At 50.7% G+C, this 22393-nt stretch carries 19 protein-coding genes and 1 other RNA gene; 8 read left to right on the forward strand and 12 right to left on the reverse strand.

Annotated features, from left to right (window positions below):
- Positions 1-37: 37 nt before the first annotated feature.
- The 7 genes from OCV31_RS04930 to OCV31_RS04960 form a co-directional block, all read right to left on the reverse strand.
- Positions 38-1324 (reverse strand): D-alanine--D-alanine ligase family protein, encoded by a 1287-nt coding sequence (locus OCV31_RS04930; protein ID WP_148473139.1) that lies wholly within the window; start codon positions 1322-1324, stop codon positions 38-40.
- Between the two features lie 47 nt (positions 1325-1371).
- A complete protein-coding gene (gene carB / locus OCV31_RS04935; RefSeq protein WP_148473141.1) occupies positions 1372-4596 on the reverse strand; it encodes a carbamoyl-phosphate synthase large subunit in 3225 nt (1074 codons plus the stop codon).
- An 8-nt stretch (positions 4597-4604) separates the two neighbouring features.
- A complete protein-coding gene (locus tag OCV31_RS04940) occupies positions 4605-5645 on the reverse strand; it encodes a carbamoyl phosphate synthase small subunit (RefSeq protein WP_148473143.1) in 1041 nt (346 codons plus the stop codon).
- A gap of 10 nt (positions 5646-5655) precedes the next feature.
- Entirely contained in the window at positions 5656-6552 is an 897-nt protein-coding gene (locus OCV31_RS04945) for a dihydroorotate dehydrogenase (RefSeq protein ID WP_148473145.1), read from the reverse strand.
- Positions 6545-7222, reverse strand: a complete 678-nt coding sequence (locus tag OCV31_RS04950; protein WP_148473221.1) for an iron-sulfur cluster-binding protein — start codon at positions 7220-7222, stop codon at positions 6545-6547. Before OCV31_RS04950 ends, OCV31_RS04945 begins: the two co-directional genes overlap by 8 nt.
- Entirely contained in the window at positions 7206-8126 is a 921-nt protein-coding gene (pyrB, locus tag OCV31_RS04955; protein WP_267303816.1) for an aspartate carbamoyltransferase, read from the reverse strand. The genes OCV31_RS04950 and pyrB overlap by 17 nt, the downstream gene beginning before the upstream one ends.
- A 222-nt stretch (positions 8127-8348) precedes the next feature.
- A complete protein-coding gene (locus OCV31_RS04960) occupies positions 8349-9008 on the reverse strand; it encodes a hypothetical protein (RefSeq protein WP_148473147.1) in 660 nt (219 codons plus the stop codon).
- A 270-nt stretch (positions 9009-9278) separates the two neighbouring features.
- On the opposite strand from OCV31_RS04960, the gene OCV31_RS04965 reads away from it, so the two are divergent.
- The 7 genes from OCV31_RS04965 to OCV31_RS04995 all read left to right on the forward strand — a co-directional run bounded on the left by OCV31_RS04965 (position 9279) and on the right by OCV31_RS04995 (position 17275).
- A complete protein-coding gene (locus tag OCV31_RS04965; RefSeq protein WP_267303817.1) occupies positions 9279-10307 on the forward strand; it encodes an endonuclease/exonuclease/phosphatase family protein in 1029 nt (342 codons plus the stop codon).
- A 208-nt stretch (positions 10308-10515) separates the two neighbouring features.
- Positions 10516-11100: a TetR/AcrR family transcriptional regulator gene (locus OCV31_RS04970; protein WP_148473151.1), complete on the forward strand. Its 585-nt coding sequence runs from the start codon at positions 10516-10518 to the stop codon at positions 11098-11100.
- Positions 11101-11160: 60 nt separating this feature from the next.
- A complete protein-coding gene (locus tag OCV31_RS04975; protein ID WP_148473153.1) occupies positions 11161-12918 on the forward strand; it encodes an ABC transporter ATP-binding protein in 1758 nt (585 codons plus the stop codon).
- Entirely contained in the window at positions 12902-14620 is a 1719-nt protein-coding gene (locus OCV31_RS04980; RefSeq protein ID WP_148473155.1) for an ABC transporter ATP-binding protein, read from the forward strand. The genes OCV31_RS04975 and OCV31_RS04980 overlap by 17 nt, the downstream gene beginning before the upstream one ends.
- Positions 14621-14628: 8 nt before the next feature.
- Complete coding sequence (locus OCV31_RS04985; RefSeq protein WP_148473157.1) at positions 14629-15210, forward strand: MptD family putative ECF transporter S component; 582 nt, start codon at positions 14629-14631, stop codon at positions 15208-15210.
- On the forward strand, positions 15210-15899 hold the full coding sequence (locus OCV31_RS04990; RefSeq protein ID WP_148473159.1) for an energy-coupling factor transporter transmembrane component T: 690 nt from the start codon (positions 15210-15212) through the stop codon (positions 15897-15899). Before OCV31_RS04985 ends, OCV31_RS04990 begins: the two co-directional genes overlap by 1 nt.
- Positions 15887-17275, forward strand: coding sequence for an ABC transporter ATP-binding protein (locus OCV31_RS04995; protein ID WP_148473161.1), 1389 nt, complete (start codon positions 15887-15889; stop codon positions 17273-17275). Before OCV31_RS04990 ends, OCV31_RS04995 begins: the two co-directional genes overlap by 13 nt.
- Positions 17276-17440: 165 nt before the next feature.
- Here OCV31_RS04995 and ssrS read toward each other — a convergent pair.
- Both ssrS and OCV31_RS05005 read right to left on the reverse strand, forming a co-directional pair.
- Positions 17441-17620, reverse strand: a non-coding RNA gene (ssrS, locus tag OCV31_RS05000) — 6S RNA.
- 61 nt (positions 17621-17681) lie between these two features.
- The gene (locus OCV31_RS05005; RefSeq protein WP_148473163.1) at positions 17682-18530 is read right to left on the reverse strand and encodes an RluA family pseudouridine synthase; all 849 of its coding nucleotides are present in this window, start codon (positions 18528-18530) and stop codon (positions 17682-17684) included.
- Between the two features lie 58 nt (positions 18531-18588).
- Here OCV31_RS05005 and OCV31_RS05010 point away from each other — a divergent pair, with 58 nt between their 5' ends.
- Positions 18589-19389: an NAD(+)/NADH kinase gene (locus tag OCV31_RS05010; protein WP_148473165.1), complete on the forward strand. Its 801-nt coding sequence runs from the start codon at positions 18589-18591 to the stop codon at positions 19387-19389.
- A 68-nt stretch (positions 19390-19457) separates the two neighbouring features.
- Here the strand turns inward: OCV31_RS05010 and OCV31_RS05015 are convergent, their stop codons facing one another.
- The 3 genes from OCV31_RS05015 to OCV31_RS05025 form a co-directional block, all read right to left on the reverse strand.
- Complete coding sequence (locus tag OCV31_RS05015) at positions 19458-20246, reverse strand: J domain-containing protein (protein ID WP_267303818.1); 789 nt, start codon at positions 20244-20246, stop codon at positions 19458-19460.
- Positions 20239-20604, reverse strand: coding sequence for a metallopeptidase family protein (locus tag OCV31_RS05020; RefSeq protein ID WP_267303819.1), 366 nt, complete (start codon positions 20602-20604; stop codon positions 20239-20241). The genes OCV31_RS05015 and OCV31_RS05020 overlap by 8 nt, the downstream gene beginning before the upstream one ends.
- A 127-nt stretch (positions 20605-20731) precedes the next feature.
- Positions 20732-22345, reverse strand: a complete 1614-nt coding sequence (locus OCV31_RS05025; protein ID WP_148473171.1) for a Na+/H+ antiporter NhaC family protein — start codon at positions 22343-22345, stop codon at positions 20732-20734.
- Positions 22346-22393: the final 48 nt, after the last annotated feature.

Here is a 22393-nt window from a genome sequence, read left to right on the forward strand (position 1 = left end):
AACTGCCGGCTTTTCGTTCTTATGATTTTGTCTGATTTTATCGGTTTTCCAAAAAGCGAATGCGCTCTTCCAAGGCGTAGACCCTTTGCTCCAGGGCGGCGTAGCGCAGCTTCAGCTCGCGAATATCCTCGTCGTCCATGGTTTCCGTAACCACGTCTTGAGCAATCCGCGCATCTCTTTGGGCTTCATCCACCCGCTCCTTGGCGTAGCGCTTGGCCTTGGACCAGGTCTCCCGGGCGCCTCTTTCCACTTGACGGAGGCGGCCCTTGGCTTCTCTCGCCGCTTCTTCGGCGCCGGCTTCCATTTTTTCCGCGCCTTCTTCCACATTGCGGCGCATTTCCTTCGTCTCTTCGCGGAAGCGGCCGATCTTCTCCTCGGTGAGGCGGGATTGTTCTTCCTTCAAGAGGATGTCGATGTCGTTTCTTCGCGTGGCGGCGGTGGCGAGAAAGGCGTCGCTTTTCGCCTTGACTTCCGCCCCGGTGCGGTCGATTGCCGCATTGACGATGGCGTCGACGGCAGTTTCCGGACGAAAGCCCTTTTCACTTAATACCGCCATAAAATCGCTCTCGGCACGAAAATCGGCGGAAGCCCGGGCGTCGATGACGTAGGCCTTCTCCCCGTCCGCTTCCATGACGAAAAAGCCCATGTCCTTCAATTGAAAGAGCTCGAAGGCTTTTTTCGCCGTATTCCTTACGAGATCCTCTTCTTTTTCGTTTAGCTCTCCGCCGACGGCCTTCGTAAAGACGCTGACTTCGTCGCCGTTTCCGAGAAGGGCCACGTGAACTTTCTTGCCCTTTGACGGCTCCCTGAGGTAGATGATCGGGGCCACATCCAGAAGGTGCTTGGCCTCTTCGTAAAGGGCCTCTTCATCGGCCACAAACACGGATTCTTCCCCTTTTGCCGTTACGATCACGGGGTAGGCGAGCTCGATCTGAGCCAAATCCACCACGCTTTCTGCGGCGTGTACCGGGCGAAAATCCATGCCCTGTTGCTTTAAAATGGCGGCGACGAGCACGGGATCTTCCGCGATTCCCAGGCCCATGACGCCGGCGCCGACGAAGGGAATGCCTTCTGAGGTCAACATGGACGCCAGGCCCTTGGCGGCATCGCCGTCTTCTACCAGGGGAAAGACCAGGTCGATCTTGTCCCATTTTAATTTCGCCACGAGGGATTCGTGGATCACGTATTGGGCTACGTCGGTTTTTTTCGCCAACATCGCCTCCAGAGCGTCTGCTTCTTTTCGCGCGGCGGCCACTTGCAGCCGGCGATCAATTTTGGATTTTCCCGATTTATTTAATAAGTCACTGACAATTCCGATTCCCATAGGTCACACTCCTTTATGGGATTCTACCCCAATGAGCGATGGGGCAATCAGCACTCGGCGTTATAGTCGCCGATTTCGTAAATTCTCAGATCGTCTTTCAAAGGATTGTTCTTTAAGGTTTCGGCGTAAACCTTGGCCTTGTCCAGATTGGTGAAGAGTTCCACGTCGCATTCGATGGCGTTTCGGCGAATTAAAAAGCCGTCGCGCTTGGAGTCGTTGCCCTTGGTGGGGGTGTTGAAGACGAGATCGATCTTGCCTTCTTGGATCAAGTCGATCATGGTGGGGGCTTCCTCGCCGATGCGGCGCACTTCTTCCGCGTCGATGCCGTGTTTGTTTAAGAAGGCCTTGGTGCCCTTGGTTGCGTAGAAAATGACGCCGTCTTCCGCCAGGGACTTGGCGATGGGCAAAAATTCCTCTTTGTCCCGGTCGCGAATGGTGCAAAGGGCGCGGCGGCTCTTCGGCGCAATGTCCGTGCCCGCGGCTAAAAAGCCCTTGGCCATGGCTTCTTCTTCCGTGCGGCCCACACCTAAGACTTCGCCGGTGGAGCGCATTTCGGGCCCGAGGGAAGCTTCCACCCGGTGGAGTTTTTCCGTACTGAAGACGGGGATCTTCACGCAGGTCGTGGGGGAAACGGGGCCGATGCCCGTGCCGTAACCCATGGATTTTAAGCTGTCGCCCAGCATGACTTTCGTCGCGATTTCCGTAATGTTCATGCCCGTGACTTTCGAGAGATAGGGCACGGTGCGGGAGCTTCTCGGGTTGACTTCGATCATGTAGAGAGTCTCGTCTTTAATAATGAATTGAATATTGATCATGCCCATAACGCCCAGCTCCAGTGCCACTTTCTTCGTGGCCTCTAAAATGGCATCGTCCATTTCTTTCGAGATGTGGCGACTGGGATAGATGCTGATGGAGTCGCCGCTGTGTACCCCGGCCCGCTCCAAGTGTTCCATAATCCCCGGCAGGAACACGTCGGTGCCGTCGGAAATGGCATCCACTTCACATTCCATGCCTTGAATGTATTGGTCGATCAGCACCGTGCGCTCGGGATCCATGGCGAAGGATTCTTCCAGATAGTAGCGCAGATCTTCATCGGCGGTGCAGATTTCCATGCCTTGGCCGCCGAGGACGTAGGAGGGGCGCACGAGAACGGGGTAGCCCAGGCTTTCCGCCTTTTCCATGCCTTCTTCCACGCCGTGAACGCCGACGCCTTTCGGGCGAATGAGGTTCAGCTCTTCCAACATGGCGTCGAATTTTTCCCGATCTTCCGCTCGGTCGATGGCCGTGGGATCCGTGCCTAAAATGGGAATGCCTTCTTCTTTAAAGACGCCGGCGAGCTTAATGGCGGTTTGGCCGCCAAACTGGAGGATGACGCCTTCGGGTTTTTCTTTTTCGATAATGTTTAATGTATCTTCCGCCGTGAGGGGCTCGAAGTAAAGTTTGTCGGAAATGTCGAAGTCCGTGGAGACGGTCTCGGGATTGTTGTTAATGATAATGGTTTCGTAGCCTTCTCGGCGCAGGGTCTTGACGCAGTGCACGGAGGCGTAGTCGAATTCCACCCCTTGGCCGATGCGGATGGGGCCGCTGCCGATGACGATGATGCGGCGCTTGTCTTCGTGAACCGGGGATTCATCTTCCCCTTCGTAATTGGAGTAGAGGTAATTGGCCTCGGCATCTGCCAGGCCTCCTTGGGTGTCCACTTTTCTGTACTTGGCCTCGATGCCGAAGAGCTTTCTCAGCTCGCGAATGAATTTTTCGCTGACGTTTAAGCGATTGGCGATGATTTCGTCGCTGAAGCCCAAGCGTTTCATTTCGCGGAGCTTGTCTTCCGTCAGATCTTCCTTCTTCATGACTTCCAATTCCGCTTCCACGCAGACGATGCGCTTAATGATCCTGAGGAAGTAAGCGTCCATGCCCGTTTCTCTGGAAAGGCGGTTAATGTCGTAGCCCGTGTTCAACAGAGCCGCCAGATAGAAGAGGCGCTCGTCGTTGGGCCGCTTGACGTTTTCCTTTAATGTGGCGATGTCCATGGTTTTGAAGCGGGGATGAAGGAGGCTGAATGCGCCGATTTCCAAGGAGCGCAGGCCTTTTAGAAGGGCCACTTCAAAGGTGGGGCCGATGGCCATGACTTCGCCGGTGGCCATCATTTTCGTGCCGAGGTTTCGATCGGCGTTAAAGAATTTGTCGAAGGGCCACTTGGGAATCTTCATGACCACGTAGTCGATGGAAGGCTCGAAGGCCATGGAGCGGGTGCCGGTGATTTTGTTTTCGATTTCGTCCAGGCCTAAGCCCAAGGCGATTTTTGCCGCCACGCGGGCGATGGGATAGCCCGTGGCTTTCGAGGCCAGGGCCGAGGAGCGGCTCACACGGGGATTGATTTCGATGACAGCGTATTGCAAACTGTTGGGTTCCACGGCGAACTGCACATTGCAGCCCCCTTCGATGCCCACGCCTTCGATGATGCGAAAAGCCGCTTCCCGAAGCATGCCGTGTTCGATGTCCGTCAAGGTTTGTGTCGGCGCCACCACCATGGAGTCGCCGGTGTGCACGCCCACCGGGTCGATGTTTTCCATATTGCAGACGCAGATGCAGCTGCCCTTGGAATCGCGAATCACTTCGTATTCGATTTCCTTCCAGCCGGTAATGCACTTTTCGATTAAGACCTGACCGACGCGGGAAAGATGGATCCCGGCGTGGGCGATGGTCTTCAGTTCCGCTTCCGTATCGCAGATGCCGCCGCCGGTGCCGCCTAAGGTAAAGGCCGGGCGCACAACCACGGGATAGCCGATGATTTTTGCATAGGCCACGGCGTCTTCCACGGTTTCCACGGTTTTCGATTCAATAATGGGCTCACCGATTTCTTCCATGAGTTGACGGAATTCTTCCCGGTCTTCGCCCTTTTTAATGGAGGGAATGGAGGTGCCGATAATTTCCACGCCGTATTTTTCCAAGACGCCGGAGTCGTAGAGCTCGATGGAAAGGTTCAGGCCCGTTTGCCCGCCCATGCCGGCGATGAGGGCGTCGGGGCGTTCGCGTTCGATGATTTTTTCGATGACTTCCGCCGTCAAGGGCTCGATGTAGACCTTGTCTGCCACTTCCCTGTCGGTCATAATCGTGGCCGGATTGGAATTGACGAGGACGACTTCCACCCCTTCTTCACGAAGGGATTCGCAGGCTTGGGTGCCGGAGTAGTCGAATTCCGCCGCCTGACCGATGACGATGGGGCCGCTGCCGATGACGAGTACTTTTTGAATATCTTTATTACGGGACATAATTCCTCCTAGGCTAATTCACTGATGACGGACAGTTGTGTGCTTAACAAATCCCGTGCGCCGGGCAGGCCGAAGGGATCGAAGAGCACGCCCACGGCGTTGTTTTCTTTATCGACAAAGCCTTCCACGGATCCGTCGGCGACATTTCTGTAATTGATGGCCACGGATTCCGGCAAGTGCTCGATGCCGTACTCTCTGTTTTGGCTCGTCATATACACCCGCTCCCCGTCGCCTTTTACGGCGATGGAGGCGCCGGCGTGAGGCGAGGCGAGTTTCACCAAATCGCCGCCTAAGGCCAAGCCCAAAAACTGAGCCCCGAGGCCCATGCCGTAAATGGGCAGTTTGCCGATCATTTGTCCGATGTCATGAACCAAATCCAAATAGTGGGCGGCGACGCCGGGGCCGGAGCTTAAGAACAAGAGATCCGGATTATCGTCTAAAATGGCTTCGTAATTGGTCATGGCGGGATAGACGATGAGGCGGTAGCCCGCGTCGTTTAATTCTTCCAAAATCCCGTCTTTTACGCCGAAGTCCCAAAGGGCGACGGTGGGGCCTTCCCCTTCGATTTCCGTGACCTCGATGGTGCTCACTTCTTCGATGGTGTTGGGGTTTTGTCCGGCGAAGTATTCGTCCATTTCAGAGGGCGTCATGAGGCGATCGGTAATCACGCCTCGTTGCATCCCCGTTTCCTTTAAGTGGCGAATGAGCCCGCGGGTGTCTACATCTTCGATACCCACCACGTCGTAGTAGTTTAAGTAGTCTTTCAGATCCATTTCGCTGCGGAAATTCGTGGCGTTTTCCATGGCGCGGCGGCAAATAAAGGCGGAGATCGTCGGGCCGTCGGATTGATTGTCTTCGAAATTCATGCCGTAGCCGCCTACCAGGGGATAGGTGAAGAGCAGGATGCGGTCCAAATTGGCAGGATCGGTCATCACTTCTTCGTGGCCGATCATGGTGCTGTGCACCGTAAAGCGACCGCCTACTCTGCGCTGTTTGCCGCTGAACTGTTTGCCCGTAAAGACGGTGCCGTCTTCTAATTGAATGTACATAGTCGCTCCTTTAAATAATCCCGCGAATCTCGTCCAGGGATCCGATGTTTTCTTCTTCCATATATGTTTCCAAATCGGCGATAAGTTTCGGCACGATGTGGGGATCCACTAAATTCATGGTGCCGATTTCCACGGCCTGTGCCCCCACCATCATCATGGCGATGACATCTTCCGCCGAGCGAATGCCGCCCATGCCGACGACGGGAATCTTCACCGCCCGAGCCGCGTCCCGCACCATTCTGAGGGCGATGGGGAAAATCCCCGGGCCCGACAGGCCGGCGTAGACATTGTCGAAAACGGCGCGGCGATTTTTCACATCCACGGCCATGGCTTGAAAAGTATTGACCAAGCTGATGCCGTCGGCTCCCGCCGCTTCACAAGCTTTCGCAAGCTCAGCCGGATTGTCGCCGTTGGGGGAAAGCTTCACCAGGATTTTGTGACGGCTCACTTCCTTTACCTTGGCCGTAATGGCCGCCGCATCCTGACAGTGCAGGCCGAAGGCCATGCCGCCCGAAGCCACATTGGGACAGGAAATATTCAGCTCGATCATGTCGATGTCCGCCTCGTTTAACATTTCCGCGGCGATTAAGTAATCTTCCACGCTGTGGCCGCCGAGATTGGCCAGGATCAGCGTGTCCATCTTCCGCATCTCCGGCAAAATTTCCTCGATGAAATGCTTCACGCCGGGATTCTCCAGGCCGATGGAATTCATGATTCCCGAAGGCGTTTCGTGCACTCTGATTCCCGTATTGCCCGGTCGGGGGTTCAATGTGAGGCCCTTCGATGAAATGCCGCCGATGATGTCCGGATCGTAATAGGGGGCGTATTCCTCGCCGAAGCCGTAGGTGCCCGAGGCGCCGATGAGGGGATTTTTCATGGTGCATCCCAAAAGTTCCGTCTTAAGCATAGATTGCCCTCCCTTCGAAGACCGGGCCGTCTTTGCAGACCCGCACCCGCTTGCCCTCACTTTCGCAGGTGCAGGCCAAACAGGCGCCGAAACCGCAGCCCATGTGTTTTTCCATGGAGACGTAGATTTTGTTCTTCGCCCGCTTCACCGCTTCTCGCATCATGGGATCCGGCCCGCAGGTGTAAATCACTTCATCTGCAATGGCAAGTTCGTCGAAAATATTGGCGCCGATATAAAATTTTACCCGATCGCCATAGGGGGAGTAAATGGCCTGAAGGGCTTCATTTTCTTCCCGAAGGCCGATGGCCACGGAAAGCTTCCCTTCTTTGTCCCCTTCCAGCAAGTGGAGGGAGGGGGCGATGCCCGTGCCGCCGCCGATATAGAGAGTCTTTTCTTTTATTTCGGGAAAGCCTCGGCCGAAGGGCCCTTCCACCACGATCTCCTCGCCGGGCAAGAGCCGCGCCAAATCCTCAGTGCCGCCGCCGACTTTTTTTATAAGGAAGGAAAGGGCGCCGTCTTTTAAGGAAAAGATCGAAATGGGCCGGCCCAAAAGCTTCGCCCGGTCCCGGGGCTTCACCATGAAAAATTGCCCCGGCGACGCCTCGCCCGCATAGGCCAAGGTGAGGACGAAGAGCTCCTCGCCCAGCGCCTTGTTACTGATCACCTTCATTTTTTGCCTCCAGTAAAGTCAGAATCAGAGCCATGCGCATGTACATGCCGTTTTGCGCCTGTTCGAAGTAAAGGGCCCGGGGGTCGCTGTCGATTTCCGCGTCGATTTCGTCGACCCGCGGCAGGGGATGGAGCACGATTAGATCATCACTTCCCGCATTCAGCACCTCGGCATTGAGCAAGTAGGAACCTTCGTAGCGCTTGGCCTCGTCTTCGCTGATGAAGCGCTCCTTTTGCACCCGCGTCATGTACAGCACGTCCAAATCGCCGATGACCGCCTTTAAATTGTCCACTTCCTCGTAGGGGCAGCGGGCCGTGTCCAAATACTCTTCCGGCATGTTCAACCCTTCCGGAGAAATAAAGACGAATTCATTGTCGTAGTGGTTTAAAAACTGAAACAGGGAGTGGACGGCGCGGCCGTAGCGCAAGTCGCCGCAAAAACCGATCTTTAAACCGGACCAAGCCTTTTTGTGCTTGCGAATGGTGAAAATATCCGCCAAGGTTTGTGTCGGGTGGGCGTGGTCCCCGTCGCCGGCATTGATGAGAGGCATGTTTTTCAGCACGTCCACGGCCTTGTGTTGAGTGTAGGCGTGGGGATGGCGCATGGCACAAATGTCCGCGTACTGATCCACGATGTGCAGGGTGTCGCGCACCGTTTCTCCCTTGGCCATGCTGGAGACTTTGACGTCGCCTAAGTGAAGCACTTGGCCGCCGAGGCGGTACATGGCCGCGTCGAAAGACATGCGGGTTCTCGTGGAGGGCTCAAAAAAAAGACTGGCCAGGATCTTTCCGTCACACGCGTGGGCGTATTTTGCGGGATCCGATGCAATTGCTTGCGCCAGTCTAAATAAATCGTCGTACTCTCTTTCTGTCATATCGTCCGGTTCTATGAAGTGTTTCAGCATATGGCCTCCTATAAAAAAAGCTTTTACAAAGGTAAAAGGCACAAAGAGAGACCCGTCCCTCGGGACAGGTGTATTCTGTTTTGCGACCTTTTTAGTGTCTCGCACTAAATTAAAGTATCTTCGCTACCAAATAGTCTACGCCCCCCGAGGCCGTTCGTCAAGAAAAAATAACGGAAGAAATAAAAAAGCCCGAAGGACGCGTAATGTCCTTCGAGCATTGTTTCAACCTTCCTCTTTTCCACCCGGCCACGGCGGTGCTTCGAGCTCGGCTTTCAGTTCTTTTTTCGACTTTTCTAAATCGTAAGGCACGGCGGCCTTCTTATTCTTCTTTCCCGGAAGCTGCCAACTGTAATCCATTTTGTCGGTCGTGTTTCCGTAGGCCCCGTCGATTAACCAAGAGGCCCCCGTGTCGCCGGCCATGGCCGCCAAAACCTTGGGCACGCCTTCTTCGATGACGAGATGGACTTTGTAGGAGTTGCACACAGAGGAGTGTTCCTTGCCGTCGTAGAAGTAAAAATCCACGAACATGGTAACGTCGTAGGTACCGTCGCCGTTATCGATAAATTTTTCGTCCTCGAAGATCGCCTTTTCAAGGACGTATTTTCGCCCCACTACCTCACAACGATACGCATTCATGGCTCGTTTGTCTTTGATGAACTGTTGAAGCTTCTTCGAGTCCTTGCTCAGATTTGTCGTGCTCAATCCCGTATCCTCAGCGAAATCACAAAAGTCGTTTAAAACAAAATTCCGCGCCGTCTTCAAGCAGGGCTCCTTCCACTGGCTTTTCTCGCTTTTCGCAAAGGACATGTAGGGCACGATGCAAAAAGCCGTCACAAGGGCCACGAGGGCCAATCCGCCGCCGATTAAAAGTAACTTCTTCATCTTCATCCTCCTTCTATGCTTTTTTCTATGTACGGTGCCGACGTCTGCTTTATAAAGGCATTCGACGCTTTTTTGGCTACCGCTATCTGATTTTAATATACGCCTTGTCTCCTCTCCCGCGGTTACAAAAAGATGAGTAAAAATTGATGTTTTGTCAAAGAAAAAGAGCCGAAATTTTAAAAACGAAAATAAAGGGAAATATGTTAAAAATAGGCTACTCGCCACAGGATGAGCAACAATTTTATACAGTGAAGGAGAATGGATTTTACTATGAAAAAGAGAGACATTTTATTTTGCCTATTTCTTCTGATCTATGCCATTTTTGGATGTAGCTATGCTTTTTTCTCGGAGTACAAATTAAATAGAATGCTCACAACAACATTCGGATTTGCCCATTTATATTCTTTTTTTACCATGATATGCCTTGTAATGCTCCTTTTTTCATTATTAGCAGTGGCAATTACCTTGTTAAAGAATGGATTTAAATTGAAATTTGATACGCCAAATTCAATTTTAATTTCATCAATGGTTTTTTCAATGCTTTTTATTTTCGGAGGAACCGGCACAGATAAACTAGTCGAGACAAGCCGTGATGGTCAGACAATTAGACTCGTTGAATGGAATGTAGCTGACAATATAAACGAGGCAAACATCCGAGATATTTTCGGCGAATTTGACGCTGATATAGCTGTGTTCCCGGAACTTGGAGGATATGAAAAAGGGGATCATTCGAATAGCAGGCTCATTAATTTGTTCAAAAAAGCCGGTATTGATTTCGAAAAGTATGAAGTCTATGTTTCGGAACCGACGGAGGGCAGTATAGCTCCCGTTACAATCGTGATAAAGAGGGCATTCGGTCGCTACAATTTTTACAAGAAAACACCTATGACGAGATTTGGAACAGTCTATTTATCTCCAACTACAAAGGGCAAACCGTCCATTATAGGATTGCACACGGCACCTCCGCTTCCGGGGTTAATGGGCATTTGGAAAAATGATTTAGATTTAATTTCAGACCTTTCTAAGCATAATAAAGATTCGATTATAATTGGAGATTTCAATGCCACAATGAAGCATGGTCGTCTTAATACTATAAAAACACATGTAGATGCTTTGGAGCATGCATCGAAATTTAATTCGGGAACATGGAACATAGATATTCCATCGCCTTTTAGGACAAGAATAGATCATATTTTAATACCAAATAATAAGTATGGTGTGAAAAGCATTGAGCTTAAAGCCCATAGCAACTCAGACCATTTGTGTGTGTTTACAGAAATACAGGAGTTAACCAATTAAAATTTACGTTATGAAGCAAGCGACTTAGAATGATATCTTCGTCGCTTTTTTATTGTTCAAATTGCAATCGAAGTGCAACGGAACCCCCGGTCTAACCGGGGGTTTTCTAATGCGAAAAAGCGCAGAAAAGGATTGACGAAAAACGAAAACCGTTGTACATTATTATTACCGACGGAACCGTCGGTAATGGAAAAAGGAAGGAGAGGTTATGGCTAAAAAGCGTTTACGTCCGGAGGCGCGAAAGAAAGAAATTTTAGCTGCGGCGGCAAAACTCATAACGGAGAAAGGCTACAGCCACGTCACCATGGAAGATGTTGTAGAGGCGACGGGGCTTTCCAAGGGCGGCCTGTACCATTACTACAAAAGCGTCGACGACATTCTCTACGATTTAATGGTGGAGGGCATGCGCTACCGGAACGACATTATCAAGGATGCCACGGCAAGCTATGACGGCCCGATCGATCCGGAATTTGTGGCGGAGAGCATCGTAGAGAAAATGCTTGATGACAACCCCTATATGCCGGTGTACGTGCAGTTTTTACTCGCCAAACGTCGCAATGAAAAATTGGAAAAGCTGTTTTTAAAATTAAAGGAGCAAACCCTGGAAGAATTAAACGCATTTTTATTTTCCAAAGAGGGCGTGCAGATGAATGAGGACATGCTGGATTTGCTCACGGATTTCATCAACACGATGATCCTCGGCAGCGAACTTTTAGATGCACGGGAAAATTTTAAAAAGCATCGCCAACTTCTTCTCGCCGCCACCCAAAACATACTTAAATCGACAGTCTAAGTCGGTTTAAGTTTTTTTACAAGATTTCGTGATAACTATTATCACGAGGAAGGAGGTCTTATGGCCATTTATAAAAAAATCTTCGCATATGTACCCGAGGCGAAGGGTTACGGTTACTTATCTCTGCTCTTATCCATTGCAAGCGCCGCAGGTCTCGTGGCGGGCTATTATTTCGTCTACTGCGTTATGGTGGCGTTGATTCAAGAAGGCAACGTCGCCCACGCCATGGCGCTCTCTATTCGCGCCATGATTACCTTGACGGTAGGCAGTTTGCTTTATTTCGCATCGGGCTTCGCATCCCATAAATTAGGTTTTCACTTGGAAACCAATCTTCGCAAAAAAGGCATCGACGGCGTGGCAAAAGCCAGCTTCCGCTTTTTCGATCTCAATCCCAGCGGCGTCGTTCGCAAAACCATCGACGACAACGCCGGGTTAACGCACCAATCGGTGGCACACATGATTCCCGATTTAGGGCAAGCTTTTGTCGTGCCCATTCTAAGTTTGATCTTAGGTTTTTACGTGAGCATTCGATTGGGCATCGTCCTCGTCGTCCTTATCGCCGTCGGCGGTGTTCTCTTTAAATCCATGATGGGCGGGGAAACAAAATTTATTCAAATTTACCAAGACGCCTTAAAGCGCATGAGTGCCGAAACGGTGGAATACATTCGGGGCATTCAAGTTGTCAAAATTTTCGGCGCCGACGTTCAATCCTTTAAAGCACTTCACGACGCCATTCACGATTACGCAAAATACGCCTACGCCTATTCCAAATCCTGCAAATTGCCCTACACGGCGATTCAATGGCTCTTAATCGGCGTCATCGCCATCGTCATGGTTCCCCTGTCATTCTACTTACACCGCGTAGGCGATATGCGTTCTTTCTACGTGGAACTGATCATGCTCCTCTTTATTTCGGGGGTCGTCTTTTCATCCCTCATGCGGATCATGTATTCCAGCATATATATTTTTAACGCCAACTACGCCCTTTCCAATTTAGAGAAAATGTACGACGACATGCTGAAAGATAAAATCGCCTTTGGAACGAAGGAAACATTCGACGGGGAAGACATCGCCTTTTCCCACGTGGATTTCGGTTACGGGGACAAGCCCGTCTTTAAGGATTTCAACCTGAACTTGGAAGGGGGCAAAACCTACGCCCTTATCGGCGCGTCGGGATCGGGGAAATCCACCCTCGCCAAACTCCTTTCCGGATTTTATAAAATCGACGGCGGCGACATTTTCATCGGCGGAACGCCTTTGTCCGATTATTCGGAAAAAGCCGTGGCGAAAAACATCGCCTTTATTTTCCAAGATCCGAAACTCTTTAACGGCTCCATATTCGACAACATCGCCGTCGCCAAAGGCGGCGCCACGGAAGACGAGGTGTTGAAGGCGCTGAAAGACGCCGCCTCCATGGACATTATCGAAAACCTGCCCGAGGGCATCCACACCTTAATCGGCGCCAAAGGCGTGTACCTTTCCGGTGGAGAAAAACAACGGATCGCCATTGCCCGCGCCATGCTGAAAGACGCAAAAATCGTGGTAATGGACGAAGCCAGCGCCGCCATCGACGCCGACAATGAGTACAAATTGCAGGCATCCTTTAAAAAGCTCATGGAGGGCAAAACCGTTATTATGATCGCCCACCGCTTGACGAGCGTGCGAAACGTAGATGAAATCCTCGTCATGGAAAAGGGGAAGGTTGTGGAGCGAGGAAGCCACGACGTGCTGATGGCAAAAGACAGCTACTACAAGCGGGAACTTTTGCGCTATAACATGGCCAATGATTGGAGGATCAACGATGAAAGAGCACTTTAAAAAGAAATTCCATGTAACCGAAGAAGGTGCACAGGGATTGGTGCGTGCCGTATGGGCGAGCTTTATCGTCAACGTCATCGCCATGTTTCCCGTCATGATTCTTATGTTGCTGGGTCAGCAGATTTTAGAAGGCACATTCTATTCGCAAACACTTTATTTCGCGCTATCTCTCGGCATTTGCGTCATATTGTTTGTCGCTCTCCTCGTGGAGTACGAGCGCATGTATAACGCCACATACAAAGAATCGGCGAACTTGCGAGAAAATTTAGGGAAGACTTTGGCGAAATTGCCTCTGGCCTTTTTCTCAAAACGCAATTTAAGCGATTTGGCACAATCCATTATGTCCGACGTGGATGCTATGGAACACGCCATGAGCCACGCCATTCCGAAAATTTACGGGCTCTACCTCTTCATTCCCATTCTCGGCATCATGCTGTTGATAGGGAATGTTAAGCTGGGCCTTGCGGTCATCCTTCCCATGACCCTGCGCCTCTTAATCCTCGTCGCGTTTAAAGGAGAAGGCATTAAGAGTAATAAAAAATACTTCGATCAGCTGCGAGCCAATGCGGAAGATTTTCAAGAGGCCATCGAGCTGCATCAGGAAATCCGGAGCTACCATTTAACGGATGACGTTCAAAAGGATCTTTACACCAAAATGGACGAAAGCGAAAAGATCCATATGAAGACCGAAGGCGTTAACTTCATCATTATAGCTTTGTCGAATTTATTCTCTTTCATTAGTCTCGGCATCGTTCTTTACGTCGGCGTCGGCCTTCTCGCCAAAGGGGAAGTGAGTTTACTCTATGTCGTAGGCTATGTCCTCGCCGCCATGAAGCTTAAAGATTTAATTGATCTTTCCAACGAAACGGCTTTGGAAATTCGCTACATTACCCCTCGCGTCGAAAATATAGCTTCTATTCAAGATGCGCCCCTCCAAAAGGGAAAAGACGTGGATCTTCGTCGCGTAAGCATTGATGTAGAAGATGTTCACTTCGGATACGGCGAAAAGAACGTGCTGGACGGCGTGAACTTCACCGCTCGCCAAGGGGACGTTACCGCCCTCGTCGGCCCCAGCGGCTGCGGCAAGAGTACCCTCTTAAAACTCATGAGCCGCCTTTACGATTACGATTCCGGCGCCATTCGCATCGACGACTACGACATTCAAAATGTTTCCACCGACTCCCTCTTTAAAAAGACATCCATCGTCTTCCAAGACGTGATGCTGTTTAATACGAGCGTCATGGAAAACATCCGCATCGGGCGTTTGGATGCCACCGACGAGGAAGTAAAAGAAGCGGCGCGTATGGCCAATTGCATGGACTTTATCGACGAAATGCCCGAAGGGTTTGATACGGCCATCGGAGAAAACGGACAGGAACTTTCCGGCGGTCAACGGCAACGGCTTTCCATCGCCCGCGCCTTCTTAAAAGATGCGCCCATATTAATTCTCGACGAAATCGCATCCAGCTTGGATGTAGAAAACGAACGGGCCATTCAACAATCGCTGAACCATTTGATTCAAAATAAGACCGTGGTCATCATTTCCCACCGCTTAAAGAGCGTGGAAAAAGCGGATAAAATCGTCGTCTTAAACAAAGGAAAAGTCGAGGGGGAAGGCAGACATGACGAACTGCTGAAGATCTCGCCGACCTACCGAAACCTTATAGAAAAATCTGAAATGGCGGAAGCCTTTGTGTATTAGGAGGAAGTATGAAGAATGAAAAATTAAAGGTCAAAGATCTCGTTACCATCGGGATCTTTTACGTTATCTATTCTATTGTAATATTCGGCGTCGGCATGATCGGCATGATCCCTATTTTATTTTTAATCTATCCGACCATTCTCGGCATCGTTAGCGGCGTCATCGTCATGTTGTTTATGGCGAAAGAGCAAAAACCCTGGGCGCTTTTTATCTTCGGAATGTTGACGCCCCTGGGAATGTTTGTCATGGGGCATACTTACGTGGTGCCTGTCCACGCATTGGTGGTAATGTTGATCGCCGAATTTATTCGCCGAGGCGGAAATTATCGTTCCTTTAAATATAACGCCATCGCCTTTGGTATTTTTAACATGTGGATTTGCGGATCCCTTATGCAAATGCTCTTAGTAAAGGAAAAATACATGGAAATGTGCGCCATGATGGGATCGGATTATGTTCAAGCCCTTGAAAAACTTATCACCTACCCCCATATGGCCATCGTCTACGTAGGAGCTTTTATGGGCGGCATCGTCGGCGCGTGGATCGGCCGCGCCATGCTTAAAAAACACTTCATTAAGGCGGGCATTGCGTAATGAATGGAACGCCAAATGTTTCATTTAATCCAAACCCCATTACAAAATTTATTGTTACCATGCTCGTAAGCTTTACCGTATTACACCCCATTGGGTTCTTTGCCTGGGGTGTGATGGTGTGGATCAGTTTGTTCTTTTGGTTGAGAGGATTTAAAAAAGAAGCATTGCAAAGCTTTTTGGTTTTCGCTCTTCTTTATTTCCTGCCGAATTTTGAAGGCGCCATGGCCCTTCCCGGATTTTTAAAAATGTTTGTCGCCCTTTTCGTCGTGGTTAAAATATTTTACTTGCCTTTTATGGCGGGGAAATACCTGATTCAAACATCTGACGTAGGCGATATTATCACCTCTATGGATACCGTCCATGTGCCACGAGCCATTGCCATCCCCGTCGCCGTCATGTTTCGTTTTTTTCCTTCCTTTAAGGAAGAACACCATCACATTAAGCAGGCGATGAAAATACGAGGGATTACGTGGAAAAATCCTTTGCGCTACGGGGAATATGTAAGCGTTCCGTTGCTCATTTTATCGTCGACTATTGCCGATGATATTGCCATGGCGGCGGAAACGCGGGGAATCGGCATCGAGGGAGAGAAAACGCGCTTTCGGGAAGTGAAACGCGGCGTCGTCGACCTCGTGTATTTTCTCGGCGTGTTCGGTTTTGTATTGGGAGGCTGGTTATGCTTGAGATAAAACATCTGTCCTTAACGTATGGCGAGGCCGAAAAAAGCTTACACGACATTACCTTTTCTGTGGCGGACGGCGAATGCGTCTTGCTCGCGGGAAAGAGCGGATCCGGCAAATCTTCCATTTTACGCGCCATCAACGGCATCGCCCCTTCTTACGACGGGGCATCCCTCGAAGGGGAAATACTGATCGACGGTCGTGCAGTTGAAAAAATGAGCATGGCCGATCTGTCCCAAATGATAGCCAGCGTGTTTCAAAATCCCAAGACCCATTTTTTCAATGTGGATACGACCTTGGAACTGGTATTTTATTTGGAGAACATAGGCCTTTGTCGCGAAAAAATGAAGGAGCGATTACAGAAAATGCTCGCTCTTTTCCATATCGAACATTTAATGAATCGTGATATTTTTAAATTATCCGGCGGCGAAAAACAAGTCTTGAGTATCGCCGCAGCCTATATAAGCGGTGCACCCATCATCCTGCTCGACGAACCGTCGTCAAATTTAGATGAAAAGGCGACCCGAACCTTACACGATATGCTTTATGTGCTAAAACGAGAAGGCATCACATTAGTGATTGCCGAACATCGGCTTTATTACCTTATGGATCTCGTGGATAGAATATATCTTATGGAGAAGGGAAGGCTGAAAACAACGTTTAATAAAAGTGCGTTTTTGGATCTTTCCGAAAAAGCGTTGTACGCCCAAGGGTTACGTTCGACGCAACATGTGGCGTTAAATGAAAAGTCGGGAAAGTGTAACGGCTCGGATCTCAAAATCCACTGTTTACAGCATTTTTTTGAGGGATCGGCCAAGGGATTTTCCGTAGAAGGTATTGGCCTTGCAAAAGGAAAGGTTTACGGCATCGTCGGAACCAATGGTTGTGGAAAATCCACATTCCTCAGAAGCCTTCTCGGCATCGAAAATAGTGCGAAAGACGATATCGAGTTTAAAGGATCGACACTATCGCGACGTAAACGGCTGGCACATTCCGCATTGGTTATGCAGGATGTGAACCATCAACTTTTCAGTGATACCGTGGCGGGGGAAGTCGTGCTCGGGCAAAAGACGATCGACGAGGAAAGGCGCGAACGAATATTGGATCGCTTAAACCTTTTGGATAAGAAAAAGCGCCATCCCATGAGTTTGTCCGGCGGCGAAAAGCAACGGGTCGCCATTGCTTCGGTTTTATTGAGCGATCGGGAAATTATCGGTTTTGACGAGCCGACAAGCGGAATGGATTTCGAAAACATGGTAAGTATTTCAAAGCTTATGCGGTCCATGGCGAGAGACGGAGCGATTTTAATCGTCGTGTCCCACGATACGGAATTTTTAAATCGTACGGCAGATGAGATCATCGACATGGGTTCTTTCGGAATTTAAAAGCATTAAACGAAAAAAGCAGGTTAACCTTAGTAGAGTGACCCCATAAAGTTGGACCCGGAAATCCAACCTTTGGGAGTCAGTGCACTTCGGATCTGCTTTTTTTGTTGCACTTCAATTAATTATTCAAGGCAATAAAAAAGACCCGGACCTCGCCGGATCTTTGGATCCCCCGCTGGGCCGGGCTTCGTATAATTCAGACCCGCCCTTAAAGTAAAGGTGGGTAATTTGCTAACTACGTCTAACTTCCACTCAGTGGAGGCTTGTTATAGGTAACTAGACACAATTTCCCGTGTCTGATTTGTCGGTTGAATTAATAGAAGGTATCGAACCCCGCAGGGGTTATTTAACTTGTCTTTATTATACTACGACGGCCCCGCTTAATCAAGATCGCCACCGGGGCCTGTCATTCGCTTAAGTAACTTACCCACTCGTTTGGCATAGGCGATGTAAAGACCATGGGCGCCTTTGTGCGGGGATGGACGATGGAAATTTTGTGCACGTGAAGATGCACGCCGCCGCATCCGCCGCCGTAGAGTTCGTCGCCGAGGACGGGATGGCCCACATGAGCCATATGGCAGCGGATTTGGTGGGTACGCCCGGTGTCGAGTTTTATCTCAAGCAGACTCACCTCGCCTGTTTGAAGGGGCTTATAGTGGGTCACGGCGCTTTGGCCGTCGTCTCTTACGACGCGCACGAGGCTTCTCTCCCCCACACCTATGGGTGCATTTACCGTTCCAGCTTCCTTCACTACCCCCTTCACCAGAGCGAGATAAGTCTTGTTTTTCGTGTGGTCCTTTTCGAGGACGCCGTAGGCGTAGGGATTTTTTGCCACCACCAAAAGCCCGGTGGTCTCCCTGTCCAGCCGCCCGAGCATGCGCACCTTCCGCCGAATGCCCTTGGACTGAAAATAGCCCCACACCTCGTTGGCCAAGGTGTGATCGGGATACATTTTGCAGGGCATGGCGGGAATCACGCCCTTGTCGATGACGAGGAGATCTTCGTCTTCGTAGCAAATTTTTTGTTTCATGGGCGCCGGTGCGAGATTCGACTCTTCGTCGGCAAAGGCCACGGCCACCGCCGCGCGTGCCTCCAGGGGCGTGGATTTAACAATCACCTCGCCCTTGGCGGTGACCAGGCCCGCGAGAAAGGCGCGGCGAATATGGGTGTGGGAAAAGCCCAGGCTTTTTAGGAAGCTATCGGCCCGGGCATAATTTTTTTCTGTAATAAATTTCATGGTGTCTGTACTTTTCATTTTTCCCCTTTTGTTTTACCATATATGTGAAGGAAGTTTTTAACAAGGAGGTGAACTTGTGGCAAGTCCCATCATCAATATTATATCGAACTCGAATTTCGAGAGTCGCAAGACCACGAAGCGCCTGATTCAGAAATTGAAGCAGCACCACTTCACGCCCACGACGACGCTCTCGCCGAAAGCGGAACTGACCATTACCGTCGGCGGCGACGGCGCCTTTATTAAAGCGGTCAACCGCATGAATTTTTCGTCCACGCCCATCGTGGGAATTAACACGGGCCACTTGGGCTTTTATCAGGAGATCAATCCGGATCGCTTGGATGCCTTTATCGAAGATTACAAAAACAAAAATTACCACATCGAGGCGCTTCCCATTTTAGGCGCGGAAATTTACACCAATCAGAAAAAGTTTTACGTTCAGGCCATTAACGAAATCGTGTTAAAGGCGCAAAATTCAAAGGTCATTCACATGAACGTTTTTATCGACCGCAACCATTTGGAGAAATTTTCCGGCGACGGCATGCTGGTCTCCACGCCTTCCGGCTCCAGCGGCTACAATCTGTCCCTAGGCGGCGGCATGATCCACCCCAAGGTGGAGGCCATGGCCATGACGCCCATGGCGCCCATATCGTCCCAAAGCTACCGCTCCCTCACCACGTCCATCGTGATTCCCGGCGAACACGTCATTTCTCTCGTCCCGGAACGGCGCTACGCCAACAGCAATCTGGTCCTGGTCGACGGCAGGGAACACAGTTACACGCAGATGAAGCGGATCAATATTCGCTTCGCCGACAAGCGCATTCATAAATTAGTCATGGAAAACAATTATTGGGAAAACATTAAGAGCAAATTCCTGTAAAAAAGGCCCCGCGAGGGCTTTTTTTCATGCCAAGAAAAAAGAGCCCGCCGGCTCCTCTTTCTTCTCGCCTACTGCTTCTTTCCGTACATGGATTTGTAGCGGGCGATGTTTTCGTCGTTTAAAAAGTCGTTGGCCGCGTTGATTTCCTGAAAAATCTGCGTCGTGTCCTTGTCGGGATTTAAATCCGGGTGGTACTTTTTGGCGAGCTTCTTGTAAGCCAGGCGAATTTCGTACTTGTCGGCGTTTACGTCCACGCCCAAACGCTCGATGGCGGCTTCGTATTTTTCCTTAAAGCCACCGTCGTAGGCTCCTTGGTAGCCGCCCTGATTGTAGCTGCCTTCATTATAATTGCCGTAGGCGCCGCCGTAGGAATTGGCCTGATTAAAAAAGGCTTCGAAGCGCTGCCGGAAAAGCTCCTCTTCCATGCGGGCGCGGGCCTCTTCTTGGCGGCGACGCTCTTCTTCAATTTTCCGTTGGTAGCGCCTGCCGTAGTCGCCCATAGTTTCGTAGGTAATATCTTTTCCCAAAAGATAGTAGTCGGCCCGCTCGTAGAAAAATTCCGTCACCATGTATTGCAGGTACTTGAGCCGACTGACGGCAAAGGAGCCGATGACGGGAAAGATCAGTATGAGAAGCAGAATTCCGCCCCAGTTCGTGCCGCCTCGGGAGGAAAAGCTCATCGGAATTAAAAAGATGAAGAAGAACAAGCATCCCCCGAAAAATAACAGAGACAAGAGCAGGCTGCGAAAGGAGCGGAAGAGCTCCGTAAGCATGCTGAACACCGTAATAAAAAATTCCAGCACGTAGTCGATGATCGTTCCCACGTATTTAAAAAAGTTTCCGTAAAGTTTATTCATGTTCCCTCCGGTGTCGCTCCATAAAGGCCGCATCTTCCAGGACCAGGTCGTTTTCGCCGGCCAAGGTTTCTAAGTGATGGGTCAGTTCGTGGTACAGGGTTTCTTTCAGCCGCTCCGTAATCCCTTCGCGGGATTCGTAGCCGTAAAGGGCCATAAAAGAGCCGTAGTACAAGACGATGGATTTGCCCATGGGCTCGGATTTGTAGTGGCCCATAATGTAAAGCTCTGGATAGGTCTCGTCGTGCATCTCCTCCCGCGAAAAGAGCACGCCGCCGTTTAGGCCGCGGAAATAATACTGGGGCAACTCGTCCACCAAATCGTCCAATATCGTGGCCATTTCCTCAAATCGATCTTCCATACCCACCTCCTGAACCTTCATTATAGAAGATCGACGCCCAATTATAAAGCCGTTCGGAAAAACTTCGATTTGTCTTCACAATTGAACCCTTTCCCACAAAAAAAGCGAGGCCGAAGCCTCGCAAAGTTTACAGTTGATTTCTCAGTTCCGGGTGCTTGTTGTGACGTCCCACGAAAGAAAGGACGACGATCACCATGACAACCCCTGCGATTAAGGGGATGTAGGGATCTTGGATAAGGCCCGCGATAATGTAGCAGACGGAGCTGATTGCGGCCACGGTTAGGGCGTAAGGCAATTGGGTGGACACGTGAACCACGTGATTGCATTGAGCCCCGGCCGAAGACATAATGGTCGTATCGCTAATGGGCGAGCAGTGGTCGCCACAGACGGCACCGGCCAAGCAGGCGGACAGGCCGATAAAGAACAGGTGATTGTCCACGGTAAACATGCTGGTGACGATGGGGATTAAAATCCCGAAGGTGCCCCAGCTGGTGCCGGTGGCGAAGGCCAAGAGGGCCGCTACGATAAAGATGACCACGGGGAGGAACAATTGCAAGCTGCCTGCCACATTGCCCATCATGCCGCCGACGAATTCGGCGCTGCCTAAAAGGTCGTTGGAAATGTTCTTCAGTGCCGTCGCCATGGTTAAGATCATAATGGCGGCGACCATGGAGTTAAAACCTTCGGTCAAGCAGTTCATGGCAGTGTTGAAGCTCAGCACGCGGCGAATGATCAGATAAGCGATGGTAAAGAGCAAGGTAATGGTGGCACCCCAGGGAAGGGCCACGGTGGCGTCGGTGTTACCGAAGGCGCCGATGAAGTCGCCGGTAAAATCCGATGCGGGATCGAAGTAGCCGCCGACGTAAACCAGTGCGATGACGGAGGTGATGATCAAGAAAATAATGGGAACCACCAGATCGAAAAGGCTGGCGTGATCGGCGGTTTCTACCGTTTGCAATTCTTGTTCCAGTGCGGAAATATCGTCGCCCTGAAGGGCCGCTTCTTCGTAGCGAAGCATGGGACCGTAATCGTCGCGGCGCCAGATCAAGACGATGACGAAGATCAAAGTCAAAAGGGAGTAGAAGTTGTAGGGAATGGCGCGAACAAACATAGTAATGCCGCTCATGCCCGTGCCTTCCGCATAGCCGGATACGGCTGCCGCCCAAGAGGAAATGGGGGCGATCATGCAGATCGGCGCCGCCGTGGCGTCGATAATGTAGGCGAGCTTGGCGTGGGAAATCTTGAAGCGGTCGGTGACCGGTCGCATAACGCTGCCCACGGTAAGGCAGTTAAAGTAGTCGTCGATAAAGATCAAGATTCCCAGGAAGAAGGCCGCCATTTGCGCGCCCCGTCTGGATGTAATGTGTTGCGCGGCCCACTCACCGAAGGCCTTGGTGCCGCCGCTTCGATTAATGAGGGCGACGAGCATACCCAAGAGTACGAGGAAAATAAAAATCCCTGCCGTACCGGATACGGCGCCGATCAATCCTTCGTTGATGACGTGGTCCATGGTCGTGGGAAAGGATCCCCCGCTGGCCAAAATGGCACCGACGAAGATCCCGGTAAAGAGCGACGGAAATACCTCTTTGGTAATCAGGGCCAAGGTAATGGCTACGATGGGCGGCAAGAGGGACCAGGCCGTGGCCTCTGTGCTCATGCCCGAGGCCGCCACGGCAAAGCTCGCCCCAATGGCGACGATGCCTAAAATTAAGGCGATAATGAGATTGCGTTGATTCGTCATGTAAATCTTCCTTTCTGAGTTTTCAATCGAAAAAAGAGCCATGATACT

The organism is Aedoeadaptatus acetigenes (assembly GCF_025566985.1).
In the GTDB taxonomy this organism is placed as follows: domain Bacteria; phylum Bacillota; class Clostridia; order Tissierellales; family Peptoniphilaceae; genus Aedoeadaptatus; species Aedoeadaptatus acetigenes.

Bases quoted from the DNA above. Each gene is read 5' to 3' on its own strand.
- OCV31_RS04945 (WP_148473145.1), bottom strand. From the start codon at position 6,552: ATGCTTAAGACGGAACTTTTGGGATGCACCATGAAAAATCCCCTCATC.
- OCV31_RS04940 (WP_148473143.1), bottom strand. From the start codon at position 5,645: ATGTACATTCAATTAGAAGACGGCACCGTCTTTACGGGCAAACAGTTC.
- OCV31_RS04965 (WP_267303817.1), top strand. From the start codon at position 9,279: ATGAAAAAGAGAGACATTTTATTTTGCCTATTTCTTCTGATCTATGCC.
- OCV31_RS04950 (WP_148473221.1), bottom strand. From the start codon at position 7,222: ATGAAGGTGATCAGTAACAAGGCGCTGGGCGAGGAGCTCTTCGTCCTC.
- OCV31_RS04960 (WP_148473147.1), bottom strand. From the start codon at position 9,008: ATGAAGAAGTTACTTTTAATCGGCGGCGGATTGGCCCTCGTGGCCCTT.
- OCV31_RS05005 (WP_148473163.1), bottom strand. From the start codon at position 18,530: ATGAAAAGTACAGACACCATGAAATTTATTACAGAAAAAAATTATGCC.
- OCV31_RS04975 (WP_148473153.1), top strand. From the start codon at position 11,161: ATGGCCATTTATAAAAAAATCTTCGCATATGTACCCGAGGCGAAGGGT.
- OCV31_RS04995 (WP_148473161.1), top strand. From the start codon at position 15,887: ATGCTTGAGATAAAACATCTGTCCTTAACGTATGGCGAGGCCGAAAAA.
- OCV31_RS04985 (WP_148473157.1), top strand. From the start codon at position 14,629: ATGAAGAATGAAAAATTAAAGGTCAAAGATCTCGTTACCATCGGGATC.
- OCV31_RS05025 (WP_148473171.1), bottom strand. From the start codon at position 22,345: ATGACGAATCAACGCAATCTCATTATCGCCTTAATTTTAGGCATCGTC.
- pyrB (WP_267303816.1), bottom strand. From the start codon at position 8,126: ATGCTGAAACACTTCATAGAACCGGACGATATGACAGAAAGAGAGTAC.
- OCV31_RS05015 (WP_267303818.1), bottom strand. From the start codon at position 20,246: ATGAATAAACTTTACGGAAACTTTTTTAAATACGTGGGAACGATCATC.
- OCV31_RS05020 (WP_267303819.1), bottom strand. From the start codon at position 20,604: ATGGAAGATCGATTTGAGGAAATGGCCACGATATTGGACGATTTGGTG.
- OCV31_RS04930 (WP_148473139.1), bottom strand. From the start codon at position 1,324: ATGGGAATCGGAATTGTCAGTGACTTATTAAATAAATCGGGAAAATCC.
- OCV31_RS04990 (WP_148473159.1), top strand. From the start codon at position 15,210: ATGAATGGAACGCCAAATGTTTCATTTAATCCAAACCCCATTACAAAA.
- OCV31_RS04970 (WP_148473151.1), top strand. From the start codon at position 10,516: ATGGCTAAAAAGCGTTTACGTCCGGAGGCGCGAAAGAAAGAAATTTTA.
- OCV31_RS04980 (WP_148473155.1), top strand. From the start codon at position 12,902: ATGAAAGAGCACTTTAAAAAGAAATTCCATGTAACCGAAGAAGGTGCA.
- carB (WP_148473141.1), bottom strand. From the start codon at position 4,596: ATGTCCCGTAATAAAGATATTCAAAAAGTACTCGTCATCGGCAGCGGC.